The following is a 19,177-nucleotide window of genomic DNA, read 5'->3' on the forward strand; positions in this document are numbered from 1 at the left end:
GGCCGGCGGCAGCAATTCAGTTGGTTGCTTCGGCGTCGTCGATGCATTCCCGGAGGTAGCGGAACAGTTTTCGTGCTTGCCCGGTATTCTTCTGCTTTTCGACGTCCTTGCGGGCATTTCGCGCCAGGTTGCGCAAATGCTGCATGTCGGCGCTCGGGCAGTAGTTAAAGAATTCACCCACCACTGAGTCGCCTTCGGTGATCATTCGATCGCGCCAGCGCTCGGCCAGGTGGTGCCGTCGGGTGTGTTCTTCACTGCCGGCATCAAACGCATCAATGGCCCGTTTCAGCGCATCGGGATCGTCTTCCTGACGAATGATCTTGCCCACGTACTGCAAGTGACGGCGCTTGGCTTCGTTCTGGCGAATGCGACGGGATTCTTCAATCGCGGACCGAAGGGTCTCACTGATTGGCAGGGTCTCGAGCTGGTCATTGCTCAGATCGAGCATGCGCTTGCCCAGATCCTGCAGGGCATGCATTTCCCGTTTGAGCTGAGATTTGCTCTTGCCAAATTCGTCTTCGTCGTCGTACTGGTCGTGCTGAGTCATGGTAAATCCATTGATGTTCGGTAGTGCGTCGGTTACGCGTAAAATATCGTGGCCAGGCCAAGGAAAGACATAAAGCCGACCACATCGGTAACCGTTGTCAGAATAACGCTGCCTGCCAACGCCGGGTCAATGTTTCGTGATTTCAGGAACAGTGGTAACACCGTTCCCACCAGCGCCGCAGCCACCAGGTTGATGATCAATGCCGCTGCTATGATGGCGCCAATGAGTAGGTCCTGGAACCAGACAGCGGCTGCCGCCGCAACGACCAGTGCCCAGAATACACCATTGAGGGCGCCAGACATGAATTCCCGGTTCAGCAGCCAGCCCACATTAGCGCCGCTTATCTGGCCCACGGCCATGCCTCGAATCACCAGGGTCAGGGTCTGACTACCGGCGATGCCGCCCATACTGGCTACGATAGGCATGAGAACAGCCAGTGCCACCACCTTGGTGATGGTTTCTTCAAACAGGCCAATGACGCCGGAGGCAATGAAAGCGGTGATCAGGTTAATGCCAAGCCAGACCGCCCGACGACGCGTGGTTTTCCAGATTGGTGCAAAGGTGTCTTCGTCTTCATCGAGACCGGCCATGCTCATCAGTGAGTGATCGGCGTCTTCACGGATAACATCGACCACGTCATCGATGGTAATTCGGCCCAGCAGTCTGCCATCTTCGTTCACCACCGGTGCCGAGATCAGGTCGTAGCGCTCGAACAGGGTGGCTACCTTGGTATCGGAAAGGGAAACGGGGATTGGCTCAATGTCAGTGTCCATGACTTCCCGCACCGTGGATGCCGGGTTGGATACCAGCATCTTGGTGATCGGCAACATGCCGATAAACTCGTCCCGCCGGCTGACTACAATCAGGCTGTCGGTCATGGGAGGCAGTGTGCGGTGTCGGCGCAGGTAGCGCAGTACAACGTCGATACTGATGTCCGGGCGCACCGTGATGGTGTCGGTGTTCATCAGGCCGCCGGCAGTGTCTTCCGGGTAGGAAAGCACTTCCTCGACGCGCTGGCGGTCCTGCTCGTCCATGGTGTCCAGGACTTCCTGGATCACCGTGTCCGGCAACTGCTGGAGCAAGTCAGCGAGATCGTCTGACTCGAAATCCTCAATGATATCGGCCAGTTCCTGGGCGTTCAGCTGGCTCAGGAAATAGCCACGAATATCGTCACTGAGGTACTGGAGAACCTCCCCTTCCAGTTGCTTATCAACCAGATTCCACAGCAGCGCACGCTGGCGGGGTGGGGACGATTCCAGCAGGTGGGCAATATCGCTGGGGCTCAGGCCGCCATTCAGGATGCGGGCAACCTGTTTTAGGGCACCACTGTCCAGAGCCTCGCTCAGGGAGCGGAGCCGTTGGCGGGCCTGGCTTTTTTCCAGAATATCGGTCATGGATCACCCACAGTCAGAAAACGCCTGTATTATAACGGAGTTAGGGCGCACAGGTCAGAAAGAGTTGTAGGTGAATCCCGCAGAGAACGACTGAGAAGGGTAGAGGGTAGGGTGGAGCGCTGGAAGCTTATTCGCCCTCGCCGAAATAGTCGTTAATCAACGCAGTCAGAGCTTCAACGGCGGCCTCTTCGTCCGGTCCATCGGCAATCAGTTCGACGTCCGTGCCTTGGCTGGCCGCCAGCATCATCACCTGCATGATGTTCTTGGCATCTACATCCCGGCCCTTACCGCTGATTCGCACGCTGCTGTCGAACTCGGAGGCCGTGGCAACCAGCTTGGCGGTTGCCCGGGCATGGAGTCCCAGTTTGTTAATGATGGTGATGGGGCGACGAATCATGGCGAACTCAGATTTCTCCGCGGGTTTGCAGATGCGGTAGTTCGGTGTGTCGAACCTGAACGTTGGTGTAGCTCTTTCGGAAATGAGCGCTGAGTTGTTCGCTGACATACACTGATCTGTGCTGACCGCCGGTGCACCCGATGGAAATGGTCATGTAGCTGCGGTTACTGTCCGCGAAAGACGGTAGCCAGGATTCCAGGAAGGCAATCAGGTCATCAATCATTTTGCGGCTGGCGGGTTCTTTTTCCAGGAAGTCGATTACTGGCTGGTCGGTGCCGACGAACTTACGCAAGCTGGTGTCCCAGTATGGATTGGGCAAGCAGCGGACATCGAAGACGTAATCCGAATCCAGCGGAACCCCGTGTTTGAATCCGAATGACTGAAACAGCAGCGCCAGTTCCTGGTCTTTTCGGCCAACCACACGCTGCTTCACCATGTCCCGTAATTCGTACATCGACATGCCGGTGGTGTTCACGTACAGATCCGACAGCTTGGACAGCGGCTCCAGCAGTTTCTTCTCGTTGGTTATGGCCTCACGGAGGGAGGTTTTGTCATCACTCAGGGGGTGTTTGCGCCGGGTGGCGTGGAAGCGCTGGAGCAACGACTGTTCGTCGGCATCGAGAAAAATAACCTCGACGGTAACGCCGGTGTTCTGAAGCTGGCGATAGATGCCTTCAAAGTTGGCCAGCTCGCCAGACAGGTTGCGGGCGTCAATGCTGACTGCCATCTTGCTGAGCCGCCCGGGCGAGCTCTTGTCTGTCGCCTCACGGGTGAGCGGGAACAACAGCCCAATCGGCAGATTATCGATGCAGTAGTAACCGAGGTCCTCAAGAACGTGAAGTGCTGTACTTTTACCGGAGCCAGACCTGCCACTTACGATAATCAATTTCATACGCTCACATTCTCCAATACCGTCGCCAGATTTTGGCTTACTCGGTCGCTGCCGTCATGCGCTGGTAAAGCGCGGCAGCATCCTCACACTGACGAAGTCGATCGCAGAACGCGCGTTCATTGAACTTTTCCGCCAGCTGACTCAGCAATTCCAGGTGTTCGCTGGTGGCCTCTTTGGGTACGACCAGGGCAAATACCAGATCGACTGGTTGGTTATCAATGGCGTCAAACTCAATGCTCTCGTCCAGCGTCAGCAAAACGCCCACCACATGATCGAGCCCTTCCAGCCGACAGTGGGGAATGGCAATACCTTGGCCAATGCCGGTGCTACCCAGACGTTCCCGGCCAATCAGATTATTGAAAATCTGGGTCTCGCTGAGAGTGCCGTTATGCTGGTGAATCTGTTCGGCAATGAATTCCAGTACCCGCTTTTTACTGGAAGCGGGGACCCGGCACAGAGTCAGCTCTGGCGCAAGAATGTTCTCGATGGTTAGGGATGTGTCGCTCATGAATCGACTGCAATTCCGTAAAAAAAAGGCTGCGGCAGGTTAACAACCTTGCCGCAGCGCGATGAGATGACATGCACGAAAACTGGCGTCTATCGACCGCCGTTGCCGTGCATCCGGTCTACATTCTTTTCCTTGTGCTTGAGGATCTGGCGGTCCAGTTTGTCAATCAGCCCGTCGATGGCCGCATACATGTCCTCGTTTTCAGCCTTTGCGTGTATATCACCACCAACCACGTGCAACGTCGCTTCCGCCATTTGACGAACTTTCTCCACTTGCAAGGTGACCTGACAATTACTGATGTGGTCAAAGTGGCGTTCAAGTTTCTCAAATTTTTCCGAGACGTAATCCTTTAGTGCGGGAGTCAGTTCTACGTGATGGCCTGAAATGTTGAGTTGCATAGGCGTCTCCTGTTGTCATCGTGCCGGTCCAAACGGGCCGGGCTGAGGGCTGGCGCATGCTGCGCCACCAAAGTTTGGTCTGGGGGAGCCCTCGTTAGGGCAGGTCTCTCCTAAACCAGTCTTTTTCGCTCATTAGAAGGTGGAATATGCATTGCTTCCCGGTACTTGGCTACCGTCCGCCGCGCCACCTTGATTCCTTGATCCCCTAGCATGGCCGCAATTTTGCTGTCGCTCAACGGCTTTTTTGGCGTTTCCGCCGCGATCAGTTTCTTGATCATTGCACGGATGGCGGTCGATGAACATTCCCCGCCTTCATCCGTGCTGACATGGCTCGAGAAAAAGTATTTCAGCTCAAAGATGCCCCGGGGCGTATGCATGTATTTCTGCGTTGTGACCCGGGAAATGGTCGACTCGTGCATTTCCACCGCCTGCGCAATGTCCGACAGTATCAGTGGCTTCATGGCTTCTTCGCCGTGATCCAGAAAGCCCTGTTGGTGTTCAACTATTCGGGTAGCCACCTTGAGCAGGGTTTCGTTGCGGCTTTGCAGGCTCTTGATAAACCATTTGGCTTCCTGCAGTTGATCACGCAGGTAGGTGTTATCGGCACTGCTGTCTGCACGCCTTATAAGAGAAGCATAGCCTGCATTGACGCGGATGCGCGGTGCGATTTCAGGATTTAACTCAACCCGCCAACGGCCATTGTGTTTGCGAACGATGACATCCGGAATCACGTAGTCAGGCTCGGCGCGATCAATCACGTCTCCGGGCCGTGGGTTCAGGCCAGTGATGAGGGCCAGAACCTCCCGCAATTGATCTTCTTTGAGCCGGCTGCGTCGGAGTAGTTGCGCGTAGTCGCGGTTACCCAGCAGATTGATGTAGTGGGTGATCACCAGCCGGGCCTGAGACAGCCAGGGTGTTTCCGGCGGTAACTGGTTCAGCTGGATCAGCAGGCATTCCTGCAGGTCACGGGCAAATACCCCGGGGGGATCGAAATGCTGCAAGCGGTGCAGCACCGCTTCGACCTCGTCCAATTCAACCGGATCTTCGTCACTGTCTTCTTGCAGCCCTGTGTGGATGTCTTCGGGTGCGCTGGTCAGGTAACCCCGTTCGTCCACGGCATCCATCAGGGCGTGGGCAATGGCCTGGTCCCTTTCGCTTAGCGGGGTCAGGTTCAGCTGCCATTCAAGGTGATCCTGCAGGGTTTCCGTTGGCGAGTTCCGGGTCTCGAAATCGTGATCGTTTTCGTCGTCATTACGGGCCGACGTTGCCGGCGCCGACTGATAGATGTCGTCCCAGGCGGTGTCAACCGGAAGGTCGTCCGGAATAGTGTCAGGAATCTCGGTTTCAGATGACCAGTCGGGCCCGTTTTCGGACTCATCCCAATCGGGGCTGGTGTCAGTTGCCGGTTCTGCTGCCGATTCACTCGCTGATTCTTCTTGATTGCTGTTGTCTTCTGCTGAGGTAGCGTCGGCCGCCTGATCGTCGTCCTCAGAGGTTTCCAGCATGGGATTCGATTCCAGCGCCTGCTGAATTTCCTGCTGAAGATCCAGTGTGGATAGCTGCAGAAGCCGGATCGCCTGTTGCAGCTGGGGTGTCATGGTCAGACTTTGACCCAGCTTTAACTGTAAAGAGGCTTTCATAACCATGGTTCAGGATCCGTCACTCGTCAGCACTGTGCGTTGCGGTCTGTTCGATGAAAAGTTGTTGTATGGCCGTCACTTGCTGCGATCACATATGAGCCTAGCAAGTTCTTTGCCGAGTTTACTTGCTCACAGTCACCAACACAATCGGCTGCTGGGCGTCACAATCTGAATTCGTTGCCCAGGTAGACTTCTTTTACCTGTTGGTTAGCGAGTATGGTTTCCGAATTCCCGGATGCAATGATATGGCCGCCGGACACAATGTAGGCTGTCTCGCAGATGTCCAACGTTTCCCGCACGTTGTGGTCGGTGATCAGCACGCCAATGCCTTTGTCACGAAGGTGACGGATGATGTGCTTGATGTCGCTCACGGAAATGGGATCAACGCCTGCAAATGGCTCGTCCAGCAGGATGAACGCCGGCTCCATGGCCAGCGCCCGGGCAATCTCGACACGCCGTCGCTCGCCGCCAGACAGCGCCATACCCACGCTGTCACGAATGTGGGTAATGTGAAACTCTTCGAGAAGCTCTTCCAGCTTGTTGACCCGTTCGGTTCGGCTCAAGCCCTTGCGGGTCTCCAGGATGGCCATAATGTTGTCGCGCACGGTCAGTTTGCGGAACACCGAGGCTTCCTGGGGCAGGTAGCCGATACCCTTTCGGGCGCGGCCGTGCATCGGCAGCGGCGTGATGTCCTGGCTGTCGATGGTGATCCGGCCGTGATCGGCGGGCACCAGCCCGACAATCATGTAAAAACAGGTGGTCTTGCCGGCCCCATTCGGCCCCAGAAGGCCAACGATTTCGCCGCTGCGGATCTCCAGCGAAACGTCAATCACCACCTTTTTGTGTTTGTAGCTTTTTGCCAGGTTACTGGCTCTGAGAACTGCCATCGGATCCCTGTTTGCTCTTGGTACTGCGTGGCTGGATAACCATTTCGACGCGGCCGCTACCGGTGTTGGTGTCGCCGCCCTGCGCGGTTACGACCCGGCGGACGGTATCATAGTGAATGACGTCACCCCGGAACAGGTTGCCATTCTGCTCAATGATGGCATCCCTTTCAAAGGTCAGTTGGTCTTCGCTGGCGGACCAGGTGATGTTGAGGGCACGGGCATCGGTTTCACCCTCGCCGTCCCGGGTTGGCTGCTGATAGCGGGCCGGTTGGCCGGAGGCCTCAATGCGGCTCAGGCCATTGGCATCCCGATACAGCACCACGCGTTCTGCGTCGAGCCGGGTCTTGCCCTGCACCAACTGGACGTCTCCGGTGTAGGTGGCGATGCCCTTGGTGTCGTCCAGTCGGGCGTTATCGGCGCTCACCGTGATGGGGGCGTCGGAATCCAGGTTAAACGCGGTGGCAGGCCCGCTGAAGGTCAGTGCCAGCGTGACAGCCAGCAGCGTGAGAAATCGGTTATTGACCAGTTTCATAGCGTCCTTCCACCTGAGATTTAAGTTCGAGGGTTCGGTCGTCAATCCAGGCTTTCATGCCTTTCGCCCGGGTGACGCCAATTTGATCGGTGATGGTAACCGGTGCATCGGTGTACACGGTGCCCTGGTCGTTATCCAGGGTCAGGCTAGTGGTTGTCATCGTGGCTTTGCGTTCGCCAATGGTCCGGATAACCCGCACGTGATCGGTCAGATAGAGCACGCCCTCATTTTGCAGCAGGCTGCCATTCTCCGACTCGACAATCCAGGGTTCCGTTTCTGGCTGACCGAAGAGCTTGGCGCGGGGTTCTTTCATGGTGGCGACATTGCCTTCCTCGAACTGTTCGATTCGAGGGCTGGTGAACTGGATTTTCAGATTGCCGTTTTCGTCGTAGGACGTGTACTGGCCATTGACGACAAAGCCATCGGGTTCGGCCTTGCCTCGAAGTTCCGCCGCATCGTCTTGAATCCTGGTGGGTTCGTCACTGCGCCATAACAGAAACAGGGTCGCGGCAATCGTGCCGCCGAGGGCCAGGGTGCGCAGCCACGGACGGTCTGACAGCGTAAGCAGTGCGATCAGGCCGCCTTTGCTCTCGCTGGTGTCATTGCTGCGCTGGCCCTGTGAGCTGGTGCTCATGCGTCGGGCTCCAGATAGGTCGCCAGGGCAGTGCCGAGTTTGCCCTGGGCGGTCAGCAACAGGTCGCTAACTTCGCGCACGGCGCCGCTACCGCCGGCTGCCTGGGTGCAATAGTCGGCGTGTTCACGTACCAGCCAATAGCCGTTGGGCACGGTCAGGCCAAGCCCGGCAAAGCGGATGGCCGGCAGGTCCGGCAGGTCATCGCCCATATAAGCGATCGCTTCGGCTGGCAGATCCATGGTGCTGAGCAGTTCCTGCAGCGCTATGCGCTTGTCTTCACGTCCCTGCATCAGGTGGGGAATGCCCAGATCCCGCATCCGTTTTTCGGTGAGGGGCGACTTTCGGCCGGTGATCACGGCGACATCAATGCCCGCTGCCATCAGCTGTTTCATGCCCAGCCCGTCGAGGATGTTGAAGGCTTTGAGCTCGTCGCCATTGGCGCTGAAATAGAGTCTGCCGTCGCTCATGATGCCGTCGACGTCAAGCGCAATCAGGCGGATCCCGGCGGCTTTGGTCAGGAGTTCCTGTGGCCAGTTCGCGGTTAGCGGGCTGATCGGGTCTGACATCAGATTACTCCGGCCCGAAGCAGGTCGTGCATGTTGATAGCGCCTACCAAACCGCCGTTCTGGTCAGTCACCGGCAGGGCGTTGATCTTCATTTCTTCCATGATGTTCAGGGCTTCCGCCGCCAGGTGGTCGGCCTGAATGGTTTTGCCGTTGGGGGTCATGACGTCTTCGATTGCGGTGGTGTGAACGTCGACGTTCTTATCGAGCGTGCGGCGCAGATCGCCGTCGGTAAACACGCCGGTTAGCTTGCCTGAAGCATCCAGTACCGTGGTCATGCCCAGTCCCTTGCGCGAAATTTCCAGCAGAGCGCCGCTGAGAGTGGTGCCTTCAGGGACTTTAGGAATGCGGTCCCCGGTGTGCATGATGTCGGAGACACGGAGCAGGAGCCGGCGACCGAGCGTGCCGCCCGGGTGCGAGAACGCGAAATCTTCCTTGCTGAAGCCGCGAGCCTCCAGCAGGGCGACCGCGAGAGCGTCTCCCATGACCAGCGTGGCCGTGGTGCTTGAGGTTGGCGCGAGGCCCAGCGGGCAGGCCTCTGTTTCAACGCTCACGTCCAGGTTGGCCACGGCTTCCCGGGCCAGTACCGAATCCGGATTGCCGGTCATGCTGATCAGCGGGGCGTCCATACGCTTGATCAGCGGCAGAATGGTAACCACTTCGCTGGTGTTGCCGCTGTTGGATATGGCAATCACCACGTCCTGGCTGGTAATCATGCCCAGATCGCCGTGGCTGGCTTCGCCTGGATGGACGAAAAACGATGGTGTGCCGGTACTCGCCAGGGTTGCCGCAATCTTGTTGCCAATATGGCCGGATTTGCCCATGCCAGTGACCACAACTCGGCCCTTACAGGCCATGATCACCTCGCAGGCCTTGATGAAATGGTGATCAATACGTCCTTCCAGGGCATCAATGGCATCACGTTCGATACGGATGGCTTGAAGCGCGGAAGTGCGAAAGTCCTTTGAGCTCAGTTCAGTCATCGGGATTAGGGCCTGGTCTGCTTGGGTGAACATGGATATCAATGCATTGCACGGTGTCTGGTTTTGGGCCAATGCCGTTGAAGTCACAGCGGAGTATATCATTTTCGACTAGAGACGCCGTGGGTTACAGGTTCTGTTACAGAAAGTTCAGTGAAACTGATCAAAGTGTTCATGTTTTTTCGGGTTTGACCGATTGAGCTTGAGGCTTGCTTGGCATAATGTAGCCGCACTTCAAGGGGTGGGGTTACACAAAGGGTAGGGTTATGGACAGTCCCGCATACATATCATTGAGAGAGGTTGTTTTTTCCCGCTCAGGGCGCCGAGTTCTTGATGGCATCACCCTGGATATACCGCGCGGGAAAATCACCGCCATCATGGGGCCCAGTGGTACCGGAAAGACCACGGTATTGCGGCTGATAGGTGGTCAGCTGCGGCCTGATTCCGGTAGCATTTTCCTTGATGGTCACGATGTGCCTAATCTAAAGCGTGGCGCGCTTTACGCGCTTCGTGAAAAGATCGGCATGTTGTTCCAGAGCGGAGCCCTGTTTACCGATCTGAGCGTGTACGAGAACGTGGCGTTTCCTCTGCGGGTGCACACCTCGCTGCCCGAAGACATGATTCATGACATCGTGCTGATGAAATTGGAAGCCGTGGGCCTGCGCGGTGCGCGGCAATTAATGCCGTCGGAGTTGTCCGGCGGAATGACCCGGCGAGTTGCACTGGCACGCAGTATCGCCCTGGACCCCGAACTGATCATGTACGACGAGCCCTTCGCCGGTCAGGATCCCATCACCATGGGCGTACTGGTAAAACTGATTCGGGACCTGAACAGTTCCATGGGGCTGACCAGTGTGCTGGTGTCCCATGATGTGCCGGAATCCCTCAGTATCTGCCATCATGCCTGCATCATCGCTGATGGCAAGGTGATTGGCGAGGGCACTCCTGATGAGATTAGGGCTCATCCGTCCGAGCAGATCCAGCAATTCCTGCGCGGCCAGCCCGATGGTCCGGTCCCGTTTCACTATCCTGCCGGTCCAGCTGGCGCTGATTATGGGCTCACCGGGGAGGTGTCTTGATCGATCGAATTGTGGCGTTGGGCCGGGTGGGGCTGACCACGATGGCCGCACTCGGTCGTTCAGGCCAGTTTCTGGCCGGCGTTGTGTTTGGTGTTCCCAGGCCGAGCATCGGGTTTCCGCTGTTGGTCCGGCAGTTGTACGCGGTTGGTGTGCTGTCGCTGGCGATCATTATCGTGTCGGGGCTGTTTATCGGCATGGTGCTGGGCTTGCAGGGTTACACCATCCTCAGCGACTACGGCTCCGAGGCGGCCATTGGCCAGATGATCGCCCTCACGCTGGTGCGTGAGCTGGGGCCGGTGGTGACAGCGCTGCTATTCGCGGGGCGTGCCGGGTCAGCCCTGACGGCGGAAATAGGCTTGATGAAAGCGACCGAGCAGCTGTCGAGCATGGAGATGATGGGGGTCGACCCTCTTCGGCGGGTCATTGCGCCGCGGCTTTGGGCTGGTTTCATTGCCATGCCGGTGCTGGCCATTATCTTTTCGGCGGTGGGAATATGGGGCGGAATGCTTGTAGGTGTCGATTGGCTCGGCGTTTTTGAGGGTTCGTTCTGGGGTAATATGCAGTCATCTGTGGACTTCGTGGATGACGTGCTCAACGGCGTGATCAAGAGCGTAGTGTTCGGGTTCGTCTGCACCTGGATTGCGGTCTACCAGGGCTACGACTGTGTGCCGACCTCTGCAGGTATCAGTTCGGCGACGACGAAAACGGTGGTGTATTCGTCGCTGGCCGTGCTGGCCCTGGATTTTGTGTTGACCGCCGTGATGTTTGGCGACTTTTGAACTTACGACCGACAGATAGGTAGGTGGAGCGGTGATAACCCAGAGAACAACGGAAGTCATAGTCGGAGTGTTTATGGTTGCCGGACTGGCGGCGCTCCTGTTTCTCGCTCTGCAAGTCAGCGGCCTGACGCCCAAATCGGCCGAAGGTACGTATACGGTGTATGCCAACTTCAATGATACCGGTGGGCTGGCACCTCGGGGGCGGGTTTCAATGGCCGGGGTTACGGTCGGCACTATCGAGTCTATCAGCCTGAATAAAAAGACGTTTCAGGCGAAAGTGGAGATGGCGATCAGTGCTGATATAGATACCATTCCGTCAGACAGTTCGGCAGTAATACGTACATCGGGCCTGCTCGGTGAACAGTACATTGATATATCCGTAGGGGGAGAGATGGAATCGTTGGCAGACGGCGATACCTTCTATTCCACCCAGTCGGCCATGAATCTGGAACGGCTGATCAGTAATTTTGCTTCCGGCCGATGAGTGGGGCCGCGGTGACTGGTTTTCAAAGGAGATTGTAATGCTGTTGGTGAAACAACGATTGTTTCTGCTGTTTGTATTGGCCGCCTTTGCGGTGGGTTCTGCTCATGCCGGAGCCGCTGAGGACCTTAAGGCCTATGTAGACGAAAACACTCAACGCCTGGTTGAAAAACTCAATGCAGAGCGCGGCCTGTACGATGAAGATCCCGACGCATTTTACGCCAGCATGGAAGAGTCGTTGCAGAACTTTGTCGATTTTCGCCGCATCGCAGCTCGGGTGATGGGGCGGTATGCGCGCCAGACCACCCCGGAACAGCGTGACGAATTCGTAGTGAAGTTCAAGCGCAGCCTGTTTGACAGCTACGCCAAAGCCCTGGTGGACGCGGACAACTTCAGTATTGAGGTCAAGGAAGCTGTCATCAACCCGCAGGATGCCGGCCGCGCCTCGGTTCAGATGGAAGTGATCAGTGCTTCAGGTACCCGCTACCCGGTGACTTACTCTATGTACAAGAAAGGTGACGGTCAGTGGTTGATGGAGAACGTGATCGTCGAAGGCGTGAACATTGGCCTCGCCTTCCGTGATCGGTTTGCCCAGGAGATGGAAGAGCACCGTGGCCAGGTTCAGGTGGTCATCGATGGTTGGGGCGATGCAGTAAAATCATTGAACCTGGATAAGGAAGTCGACAAGTCGTGACCGCGATGGCTCCCCGTGTCGAGATGACGAATGACATCCTGGTGGTGACCGGTGACGTGGATGCAGAATCCGTCGTGGCGCTACGATCAAAGGGCGAGGCGGTCATTCGTTCTGCCGCGGTTGATTTGACCGTGGATCTTGAAGGGCTTGAGACGGCGCACAGTGTTGTGTTGTCAATGCTCCTTTGCTGGCAGCGGCTGGCAGCCAGTCTGGGTGTGGACCTGACCTACCGAGGCGTGAGCGAGCGTCTGCTGTCGCTGGCAGCTCTCAGTCACCTCGATGACCATCTGCCCGGATTTACCCGCTAACAGTTTTGTTTCACTGCCATGTGAGGTTGCCGGCTTTCTTCGTTAGCCAATGGTAAAGCTGACCTAGCCTCTGTAATTGGTTACAATCTCGCCCCTGATTTTCTAATGCTCGAGGTTTTTTTATGGATGCCACTGAAGTCGCCGCGTTGGTGAAAGACGCGTTGCCCGGCTGTGAAGTTGAGGTACAGGTCGACGGTACCCATTATATGGTTGTTGTGGTTGGTGATGTATTTGAGGGATTGCCAACGATCAAACGACAGCAACTGATTAATAAGGCGCTGTTCCAGCAGGTTATGGATGGAACAATTCACGCGCTTCATCCGAAAGCATTTACGCCGGCTGAATGGGCTGAGCGCCAGGGCTGATAGGCCTCGACAAGACAGGATATTGATTGTGGATAAACTTCTGATCCGGGGGCGGAAGCCTCTCGACGGCGAAATACGCATTTCCGGCGCCAAGAACGCTGCTCTGCCAATTCTTGCGGCTACGTTGCTTGCAGACGAGCCGGTAACCGTTGGTAATCTGCCACACCTGCACGACGTTACCACCATGATCGAGCTGCTCGGTCGCATGGGTGTGGAACTGATGATTGATGAGAAAATGAGCGTGGAAGTTCACGCTAATACCATCAAGCATTTTCATGCGCCGTACGAGCTGGTGAAGACCATGCGGGCATCGATCCTCGTGCTGGGTCCCCTGGTGGCGCACTTCGGTGAGGCTGAAGTATCCCTGCCCGGCGGCTGTGCTATCGGCAGCCGGCCGGTGAATCTGCACATCCAGGGCCTGGAACAGATGGGTGCCGAGATCACGGTCGAGAATGGCTACATCAAGGCCAAAACTAATGGACGCCTGAAGGGCGCGCACATTTTCATGGATACCGTCACCGTGACCGGTACGGAAAACCTGATGATGGCTGCGGCGTTGGCGGACGGCAAAACCATCCTGGAGAACGCCGCGCGTGAACCGGAAGTGGTGGATCTGGCGGAATGCCTGATTGCCATGGGCGCCGATATCAAGGGCCACGGCACCGCGACCATCGAGATCCATGGCGTGAAGCGTCTGCACGGCTGTCACTACGACGTTTTGCCGGACCGCGTAGAGACCGGAACCTACCTTGTGGCAGCTGCTGCAACCGGTGGGCGGGTCAAGTTGAAGGACACCCGGGAAGATCTGCTTGAGTCGGTTCTGCTAAAGCTTAATGAGGCAGGCGCCCACATCAGCACCGGTCCCGATTGGATCGAGCTGGACATGAAGGGCAACCGTCCCAAAGCCGTAAGTATTCGAACTGCACCTTACCCGGCGTTCCCCACAGACATGCAGGCCCAGTTTGCAGCCATGAACGTGGTGGCTGAAGGTAGCGGCACCATCGTGGAAACGGTGTTCGAGAACCGCTTCATGCACCTGCAGGAACTGATCCGGATGGGTGCTGACATCACGCTTGAGGGCAACGCCGCCATCATCAAAGGTGTTGAGCGCCTCGCTGGTGCACCGGTAATGGCTACGGATCTGCGCGCTTCCGCGAGTCTCGTGATTGCCGGCTTGGTGGCTGATGGCGATACCATCGTCGATCGCATCTATCACATCGATCGCGGTTACGAGTGCATCGAAGAAAAACTTCAGCTGCTGGGTGCCAGCATCCGCCGCTTGCCGGCGTGACGGAAACAAACGGGAAACCGGAAGGACGCATGACAGATTCCATCACCATCGCATTGTCGAAGGGGCGCATCCTCGAAGAGACGCTGCCACTGCTGGCGGAAGCCGGCATTGAGCTGGTCGACGACATCAAGAAATCCCGCAAGCTGGTTTTCCCGACAACGGATCCCAGTGTAAGGGTACTTATCATCCGAGCCACGGACGTACCGACTTACGTTCAGTACGGCGGCGCTGATCTTGGCGTTACCGGCAAGGATGTGTTGATGGAGCATGGTGGTGAGGGTTTGTATGAGCCGCTGGATCTGAACATTTCCCGTTGCCGTCTGATGACTGCCGGCCCCAAGGATCAGACACCACCGAATGGTCGGATCAAGGTCGCAACCAAGTTTGTGAACCTGGCGCGCAGCTACTATTCGGCCCAGGGCCGGCAGGCAGACATCATCAAGTTGTATGGTGCTATGGAGCTGGCGCCGATTCTTGGGCTGGCGGATGAGATTGTCGATATCGTGGATACCGGCAATACTCTGAAGGCCAATGGCCTTGAAGCCCGGGAGCTGATTGAGCACATCAGCAGCCGGTTGGTGGTGAACCGGGCGTCCATGAAGATGAAACACGAAAAGATTAACCCCATAATTGAAAAGATGTCCGTTGCCGTAGATAAGCGACGTACTTCGGATTAAGAAGCGCTCGGCCAAGAGGTTTCATAACCCGCTCAAGCACGTCCATGTGGCGCTTGAGCTCCGCCATCCTTGGCTCCGCACAGTTTTGGGAAGCCTCGCCCGACCACTTCCCCGAGCCTGGGCAGGGCTTCCGCAGTCCCACGTTGTTAATTCCAGACAGGGTTTGATAGATGACCGATATCAGCATCACACGATTGAATGCCTCCCAAAGTGACTTCGACAGTTCACTGGCCAAGCTGTTGGCCTGGGAAGACAGCGTTGATCATCAGGTGAATGAATCGGTACGTCATATCCTGCATCAGGTGAAAACCCGCGGTGACGCTGCGGTGCTTGAGTTCACCGAGAAGTTTGATCGCCTGAAGGCCGGCAGTGTTGCGGAGCTTGAGATTGGTCAGGACCGGCTGCAGAAGGCGCTCGAGGCAATTCCTGAAAATCAGCGGGTTGCTCTGGAGCAAGCGGCGCAGCGGGTTCGTTCTTATCACGAGCGGCAGAATCAGAAGTCCTGGCAATACGAGGAAGAGGACGGCACGGTGCTGGGCCAGAAGGTCACGCCGCTGGATCGTGCTGGCTTGTATGTGCCGGGCGGCAAGGCCGCTTACCCGTCGTCCGTATTGATGAATGCCATTCCGGCGAAGGTGGCCGGTGTCGCTGAAGTGATTATGGTTGTGCCGACTCCCGATGGCGTTGTTAACGATATGGTGTTGGCGGCCGCGGCGATTGCGGGTGTGGACCGCGTATTTACCCTGGGTGGTGCTCAGGCCGTTGGTGCCCTGGCGTATGGCACGGAAACGGTGCCGTCCGTCGATAAGATCGTCGGGCCTGGCAACATTTTCGTAGCGACTGCCAAGCGCGAGGTATTCGGCACCGTTGGTATTGATATGATCGCCGGTCCGTCTGAGATCCTGGTGATCTGCGATGGCCAGACTGATCCTGACTGGATCGCCATGGACCTGTTTTCGCAGGCTGAGCACGATGAGCAGGCGCAATCGATTCTGATCAGCCCGGACGCGAAGTTTTTGGACGCGGTTGAAGCTAGCATCAACAAGTTGTTGCCCACCATGGAGCGTGCCGAAATCATCGAGGCGTCTATGGGCACTCGGGCGGCAATGATTCAGGTGGCTGATCTCAGTCAGGCAGCCGAGGTTTCCAATCGAATTGCGCCGGAGCACCTGGAATTGTCAGTGGAAGACCCCGAGGCGTTGTGCGAAGAAATTCGTCATGCCGGCGCTATTTTCATGGGGCGTTACACCGCCGAAGCGCTTGGCGACTACTGCGCGGGGCCGAACCACGTGCTGCCCACCAGCGGGACTGCCCGGTTCTCGTCACCTCTGGGTGTCTACGATTTCCAGAAGCGTTCGTCGCTCATCGGTTTCAGTGCCTCCGGAGCGGATCGAATGGGGCGGGTGGCCTCCGTGCTGGCGCGCGGTGAGGGCCTGACAGCTCACGCCCGTTCCGCCGAGTATCGCATTGAGGAAGACTGACACATCTATGTTCGCGCGCAGGGCCTTCCTGCGCCGCGACAGCACGGAGTTCATCTCAGTATGAGTAAGTTCTGGAGCCCGCTGGTTAGTGACCTGGTCCCGTATGTGCCAGGCGAGCAGCCGAAAATGGCCAATCTGGTCAAGCTGAATACCAATGAAAACCCCTTTGGTCCGTCACCCAAGGTCGTTGAAGCGATCAAGGCAGAGTTGAATGACAACCTCCGCCTGTATCCGGACCCGGAAGGCGAAAGCCTGCGCCAGACCATTGCCAGCTACCATTCCCTGAAGCCAGAGCAGATCTTTCTGGGTAATGGGTCAGACGAGGTGCTGGCGCACATTTTCTACGGCCTGTTCCAGCACGGCGAGCCGATTCTGTTCCCGGATATTACCTACAGCTTCTACCCGGTGTACTGCGGTCTGTATAACATCGAGGGCATCAAAGTCCCGCTGACCGACAGCTTTGAAATCAACCCCGAAGACTATAAGCAGGCTAACGGCGGGGTGATTTTTCCTAATCCTAATGCGCCCACAGGTCGGTATCTCGGATTGGAGCACGTGGAGGAAATCCTGCGAGCTAATCCGGATCGGGTCGTCGTTGTTGATGAGGCGTACATCGACTTCGGGGGCGAAAGCGCCATTACTCTGGTCGATGACTATCCTAACTTGCTGGTTTGCCAGACTCTCTCCAAAGCCCGTTCTTTGGCGGGGCTGCGCGTTGGCTTTGCGGTGGGGCATCCGGATTTGATCGAAGCACTGAATCGGGTCAAGAACAGCTTTAACAGCTATCCTTTGGATCGGTTGGCTTTGGCCGGCGCTCAGGCCGCCTATGAAGACGAGGCCTGGTTCCAGAAGTGTTGTGATGGCGTCATCAGTGAGCGTGAGCGTCTAACGAAAGCACTTACCGAGCTGGATTTTGAAGTGCTGCCGTCCAAGGCAAACTTCGTGCTGGCTCGCCACAAAGCTAAGTCCGGCGAATCTCTGGCGCAGGGTCTGAGAGAGCAGGGCATCATCGTTCGTCACTTCAACAAGCCGCGGATTGAGCAATTCCTCCGGATTACCATTGGTACTCCCGAGCAGAATGATGCTCTGATCAAAGGTCTCCAGTCGCTGTAGCCTTTGGTTTCGGTGGCTCAGCATCGCCGGGATGACCTTCCGGGAACCGCTACGAGCACGTTCATGTGCGCTTGTTTCCGGCCATCCTTGGCCTCCAACATTCCCGCAAGGTCATCCCGGCAACTGGCACTGGCCTCTGCGGGCATAGTCAGAAGGGAGTATCGCCATGGCAAATCGTGACAGTATTGTTCGAAAAATCTCCGAATGGCTCCAGCCAGAGAACTTTCAGGATTATTGTCCGAATGGTCTCCAGGTCGAGGGTAAGGAAGAGGTTCGCACCCTTGTTACTGGGGTGACGGCTTCGCAGGCGCTAATCGATGCCGCTATCGAAGCCGATGCCGACATGATCCTGGTGCACCACGGTTACTTCTGGAAGGGTGAAGACCAGCGCATTCGTGGCATGAAGCGCGAGCGGCTGAAAACCTTGCTTCAGAAGGATATCAATCTGGCCGCCTATCACCTGCCTCTGGATGATCACCCGGAGTATGGCAACAATCGGCAGCTAGCGAATGTTCTGGGTATCGAGAACCCCAAGCCGCTCGGTGGTCTGGTGTGGGAAGGTGAGCTTTCCGAGCCTATGACACCAGAGCAGTTTGGTCGTCATATTGCTGCACAGCTCCACCGGGAGCCGCTTCTGGTTGGCGAAGGTAAATCCCATATCAGCCGGGTAGGTTGGTGTACTGGTGCCGCACAGGGCTTCATTGGCACCGCGCTGGATGCCGACCTGGATGCGTTCATTAGCGGGGAGATATCAGAACCGACGACTCACACGGCGCGTGAGTGTGGCATTTACTACTATGCCGCGGGCCATCACGCCACTGAGCGGTATGGGGTGCGGGCATTGGGCGAGGCACTGGCAAAGGAATTCGGGCTGACGCATCGGTTTATTGACTGCGACAACCCGGTGTAAGGGCTCAGGCCTTCTCTTTCTTGGGGAGGCCGAAATCTTCTGCCAGCGTTCCCGAAGCCTCGGGGTCGGTCTTGGGAGCATAGTCTCGTGGCGGCTCGGCGCCGTCGTCACTGACTTCTTCCAATCGCTTCCTTGAGGTTTCCTGGGCCAGTTCTTCCATCCACTCTTCATCGTTGCACAGTCGATTGGCTCCCCGCGCCATGTGCTGGTTCACATCACGGTACGCGTCGTTGAAGCGGCGAAGAAGGTGTGACGATTCCATGAAATGCTCATTCACCTGGGCCTGGTAGCGGGTGTATTCGCTTCTCAATTCCTCGATCTGCTGTTCCGCCCGACGCTGTCTCAGCGTGGTTCCCTGCCCGGAGCGGCCAACAAGTACCCCGATGACGATGCCTACAATCAGAGCGGCAATCGCTGCCAGAATCAGGTTTGTCATATGCTGTGTCGTCCTTTTACCTGGAAATTAGCCTAGCACGATAAACGAGTATAACGCTGGAACTGCTATCAGCCCATGATTCTATGCTGCGCCAATCGTCGTATTGCTTTGAAAGCAGCCAACGTGGCGAATAATGACGAAATGCGCGACAATACGCCGCCCCAAATTTCACGACAGATCTCCGGGAACAG

General features: G+C 56.8%; 24 protein-coding genes. 11 read left to right on the forward strand and 13 right to left on the reverse strand.

Going from position 1 to position 19,177, the window contains the following annotated elements; all coding sequences use genetic code 11:
* Window positions 1–16 precede the first annotated feature (16 nt).
* The 12 genes from yjgA to FCS96_RS06110 form a co-directional block, all read right to left on the reverse strand.
* The gene (gene yjgA / locus FCS96_RS06055) at window positions 17–547 is read right to left on the reverse strand and encodes a ribosome biogenesis factor YjgA (protein ID WP_138439303.1); all 531 of its coding nucleotides are present in this window, start codon (window positions 545–547) and stop codon (window positions 17–19) included.
* Between the two features lie 32 nt (window positions 548–579).
* Window positions 580–1,941 carry a magnesium transporter gene (gene mgtE, locus FCS96_RS06060; protein WP_138439304.1) on the reverse strand — a complete coding sequence of 454 codons (1,362 nt, stop codon included), beginning with the start codon at window positions 1,939–1,941 and terminating at the stop codon, window positions 580–582.
* 127 nt (window positions 1,942–2,068) lie between these two features.
* Entirely contained in the window at window positions 2,069–2,338 is a 270-nt protein-coding gene (locus FCS96_RS06065) for an HPr family phosphocarrier protein (protein WP_138439305.1), read from the reverse strand.
* A gap of 7 nt (window positions 2,339–2,345) precedes the next feature.
* The gene (gene rapZ / locus FCS96_RS06070) at window positions 2,346–3,230 is read right to left on the reverse strand and encodes an RNase adapter RapZ (RefSeq protein ID WP_138439306.1); all 885 of its coding nucleotides are present in this window, start codon (window positions 3,228–3,230) and stop codon (window positions 2,346–2,348) included.
* Window positions 3,231–3,267: 37 nt separating this feature from the next.
* Complete coding sequence (gene ptsN / locus FCS96_RS06075) at window positions 3,268–3,738, reverse strand: PTS IIA-like nitrogen regulatory protein PtsN (protein WP_138439307.1); 471 nt, start codon at window positions 3,736–3,738, stop codon at window positions 3,268–3,270.
* A gap of 89 nt (window positions 3,739–3,827) precedes the next feature.
* Complete coding sequence (hpf, locus tag FCS96_RS06080; RefSeq protein ID WP_138439308.1) at window positions 3,828–4,136, reverse strand: ribosome hibernation promoting factor; 309 nt, start codon at window positions 4,134–4,136, stop codon at window positions 3,828–3,830.
* A gap of 110 nt (window positions 4,137–4,246) precedes the next feature.
* Entirely contained in the window at window positions 4,247–5,776 is a 1,530-nt protein-coding gene (locus tag FCS96_RS06085) for an RNA polymerase factor sigma-54 (RefSeq protein WP_138439309.1), read from the reverse strand.
* A gap of 161 nt (window positions 5,777–5,937) precedes the next feature.
* Window positions 5,938–6,663, reverse strand: a complete 726-nt coding sequence (lptB, locus tag FCS96_RS06090; RefSeq protein WP_138439310.1) for an LPS export ABC transporter ATP-binding protein — start codon at window positions 6,661–6,663, stop codon at window positions 5,938–5,940.
* Window positions 6,641–7,195, reverse strand: a complete 555-nt coding sequence (lptA, locus tag FCS96_RS06095; protein ID WP_138439311.1) for a lipopolysaccharide transport periplasmic protein LptA — start codon at window positions 7,193–7,195, stop codon at window positions 6,641–6,643. The genes lptB and lptA overlap by 23 nt, the downstream gene beginning before the upstream one ends.
* A complete protein-coding gene (gene lptC / locus FCS96_RS06100; protein ID WP_322003719.1) occupies window positions 7,179–7,829 on the reverse strand; it encodes an LPS export ABC transporter periplasmic protein LptC in 651 nt (216 codons plus the stop codon). The genes lptA and lptC overlap by 17 nt, the downstream gene beginning before the upstream one ends.
* Window positions 7,826–8,395 (reverse strand): KdsC family phosphatase, encoded by a 570-nt coding sequence (locus FCS96_RS06105; protein ID WP_138439312.1) that lies wholly within the window; start codon window positions 8,393–8,395, stop codon window positions 7,826–7,828. Before FCS96_RS06105 ends, lptC begins: the two co-directional genes overlap by 4 nt.
* Entirely contained in the window at window positions 8,395–9,375 is a 981-nt protein-coding gene (locus FCS96_RS06110) for a KpsF/GutQ family sugar-phosphate isomerase (protein WP_138439313.1), read from the reverse strand. The genes FCS96_RS06105 and FCS96_RS06110 overlap by 1 nt, the downstream gene beginning before the upstream one ends.
* Before the next feature lie 263 nt (window positions 9,376–9,638).
* Between FCS96_RS06110 and FCS96_RS06115 the strand changes: the two genes are divergently transcribed.
* The 11 genes from FCS96_RS06115 (at window position 9,639) to FCS96_RS06165 (ending at window position 18,550) form a co-directional block, all read left to right on the forward strand.
* Window positions 9,639–10,451, forward strand: a complete 813-nt coding sequence (locus tag FCS96_RS06115; RefSeq protein ID WP_138439314.1) for an ABC transporter ATP-binding protein — start codon at window positions 9,639–9,641, stop codon at window positions 10,449–10,451.
* On the forward strand, window positions 10,448–11,230 hold the full coding sequence (mlaE, locus tag FCS96_RS06120; protein ID WP_138439315.1) for a lipid asymmetry maintenance ABC transporter permease subunit MlaE: 783 nt from the start codon (window positions 10,448–10,450) through the stop codon (window positions 11,228–11,230). The genes FCS96_RS06115 and mlaE overlap by 4 nt, the downstream gene beginning before the upstream one ends.
* Before the next feature lie 34 nt (window positions 11,231–11,264).
* Entirely contained in the window at window positions 11,265–11,714 is a 450-nt protein-coding gene (gene mlaD, locus FCS96_RS06125) for an outer membrane lipid asymmetry maintenance protein MlaD (RefSeq protein WP_138439660.1), read from the forward strand.
* Between the two features lie 37 nt (window positions 11,715–11,751).
* Window positions 11,752–12,405, forward strand: coding sequence for an MlaC/ttg2D family ABC transporter substrate-binding protein (locus FCS96_RS06130; RefSeq protein ID WP_138439316.1), 654 nt, complete (start codon window positions 11,752–11,754; stop codon window positions 12,403–12,405).
* Window positions 12,406–12,410: 5 nt separating this feature from the next.
* Window positions 12,411–12,713: an STAS domain-containing protein gene (locus tag FCS96_RS06135; RefSeq protein ID WP_138439661.1), complete on the forward strand. Its 303-nt coding sequence runs from the start codon at window positions 12,411–12,413 to the stop codon at window positions 12,711–12,713.
* Window positions 12,714–12,835: 122 nt separating this feature from the next.
* On the forward strand, window positions 12,836–13,078 hold the full coding sequence (locus FCS96_RS06140; RefSeq protein ID WP_138439317.1) for a BolA family protein: 243 nt from the start codon (window positions 12,836–12,838) through the stop codon (window positions 13,076–13,078).
* A 28-nt stretch (window positions 13,079–13,106) separates the two neighbouring features.
* Window positions 13,107–14,369, forward strand: coding sequence for a UDP-N-acetylglucosamine 1-carboxyvinyltransferase (gene murA, locus FCS96_RS06145; protein WP_138439318.1), 1,263 nt, complete (start codon window positions 13,107–13,109; stop codon window positions 14,367–14,369).
* A 29-nt stretch (window positions 14,370–14,398) separates the two neighbouring features.
* On the forward strand, window positions 14,399–15,046 hold the full coding sequence (gene hisG, locus FCS96_RS06150; RefSeq protein ID WP_138439319.1) for an ATP phosphoribosyltransferase: 648 nt from the start codon (window positions 14,399–14,401) through the stop codon (window positions 15,044–15,046).
* 170 nt (window positions 15,047–15,216) lie between these two features.
* Complete coding sequence (gene hisD, locus FCS96_RS06155; protein WP_138439320.1) at window positions 15,217–16,527, forward strand: histidinol dehydrogenase; 1,311 nt, start codon at window positions 15,217–15,219, stop codon at window positions 16,525–16,527.
* A 60-nt stretch (window positions 16,528–16,587) separates the two neighbouring features.
* Window positions 16,588–17,640: a histidinol-phosphate transaminase gene (gene hisC, locus FCS96_RS06160; protein ID WP_138439321.1), complete on the forward strand. Its 1,053-nt coding sequence runs from the start codon at window positions 16,588–16,590 to the stop codon at window positions 17,638–17,640.
* Between the two features lie 166 nt (window positions 17,641–17,806).
* On the forward strand, window positions 17,807–18,550 hold the full coding sequence (locus tag FCS96_RS06165) for a Nif3-like dinuclear metal center hexameric protein (protein ID WP_138439322.1): 744 nt from the start codon (window positions 17,807–17,809) through the stop codon (window positions 18,548–18,550).
* A gap of 4 nt (window positions 18,551–18,554) precedes the next feature.
* On the opposite strand, the gene FCS96_RS06170 is transcribed toward FCS96_RS06165, so the two are convergent.
* On the reverse strand, window positions 18,555–18,986 hold the full coding sequence (locus tag FCS96_RS06170) for a YhcB family protein (RefSeq protein ID WP_138439323.1): 432 nt from the start codon (window positions 18,984–18,986) through the stop codon (window positions 18,555–18,557).
* Window positions 18,987–19,177: the final 191 nt, after the last annotated feature.

This window comes from Marinobacter alexandrii, assembly GCF_005871205.1.
GTDB lineage: Bacteria > Pseudomonadota > Gammaproteobacteria > Pseudomonadales > Oleiphilaceae > Marinobacter > Marinobacter alexandrii.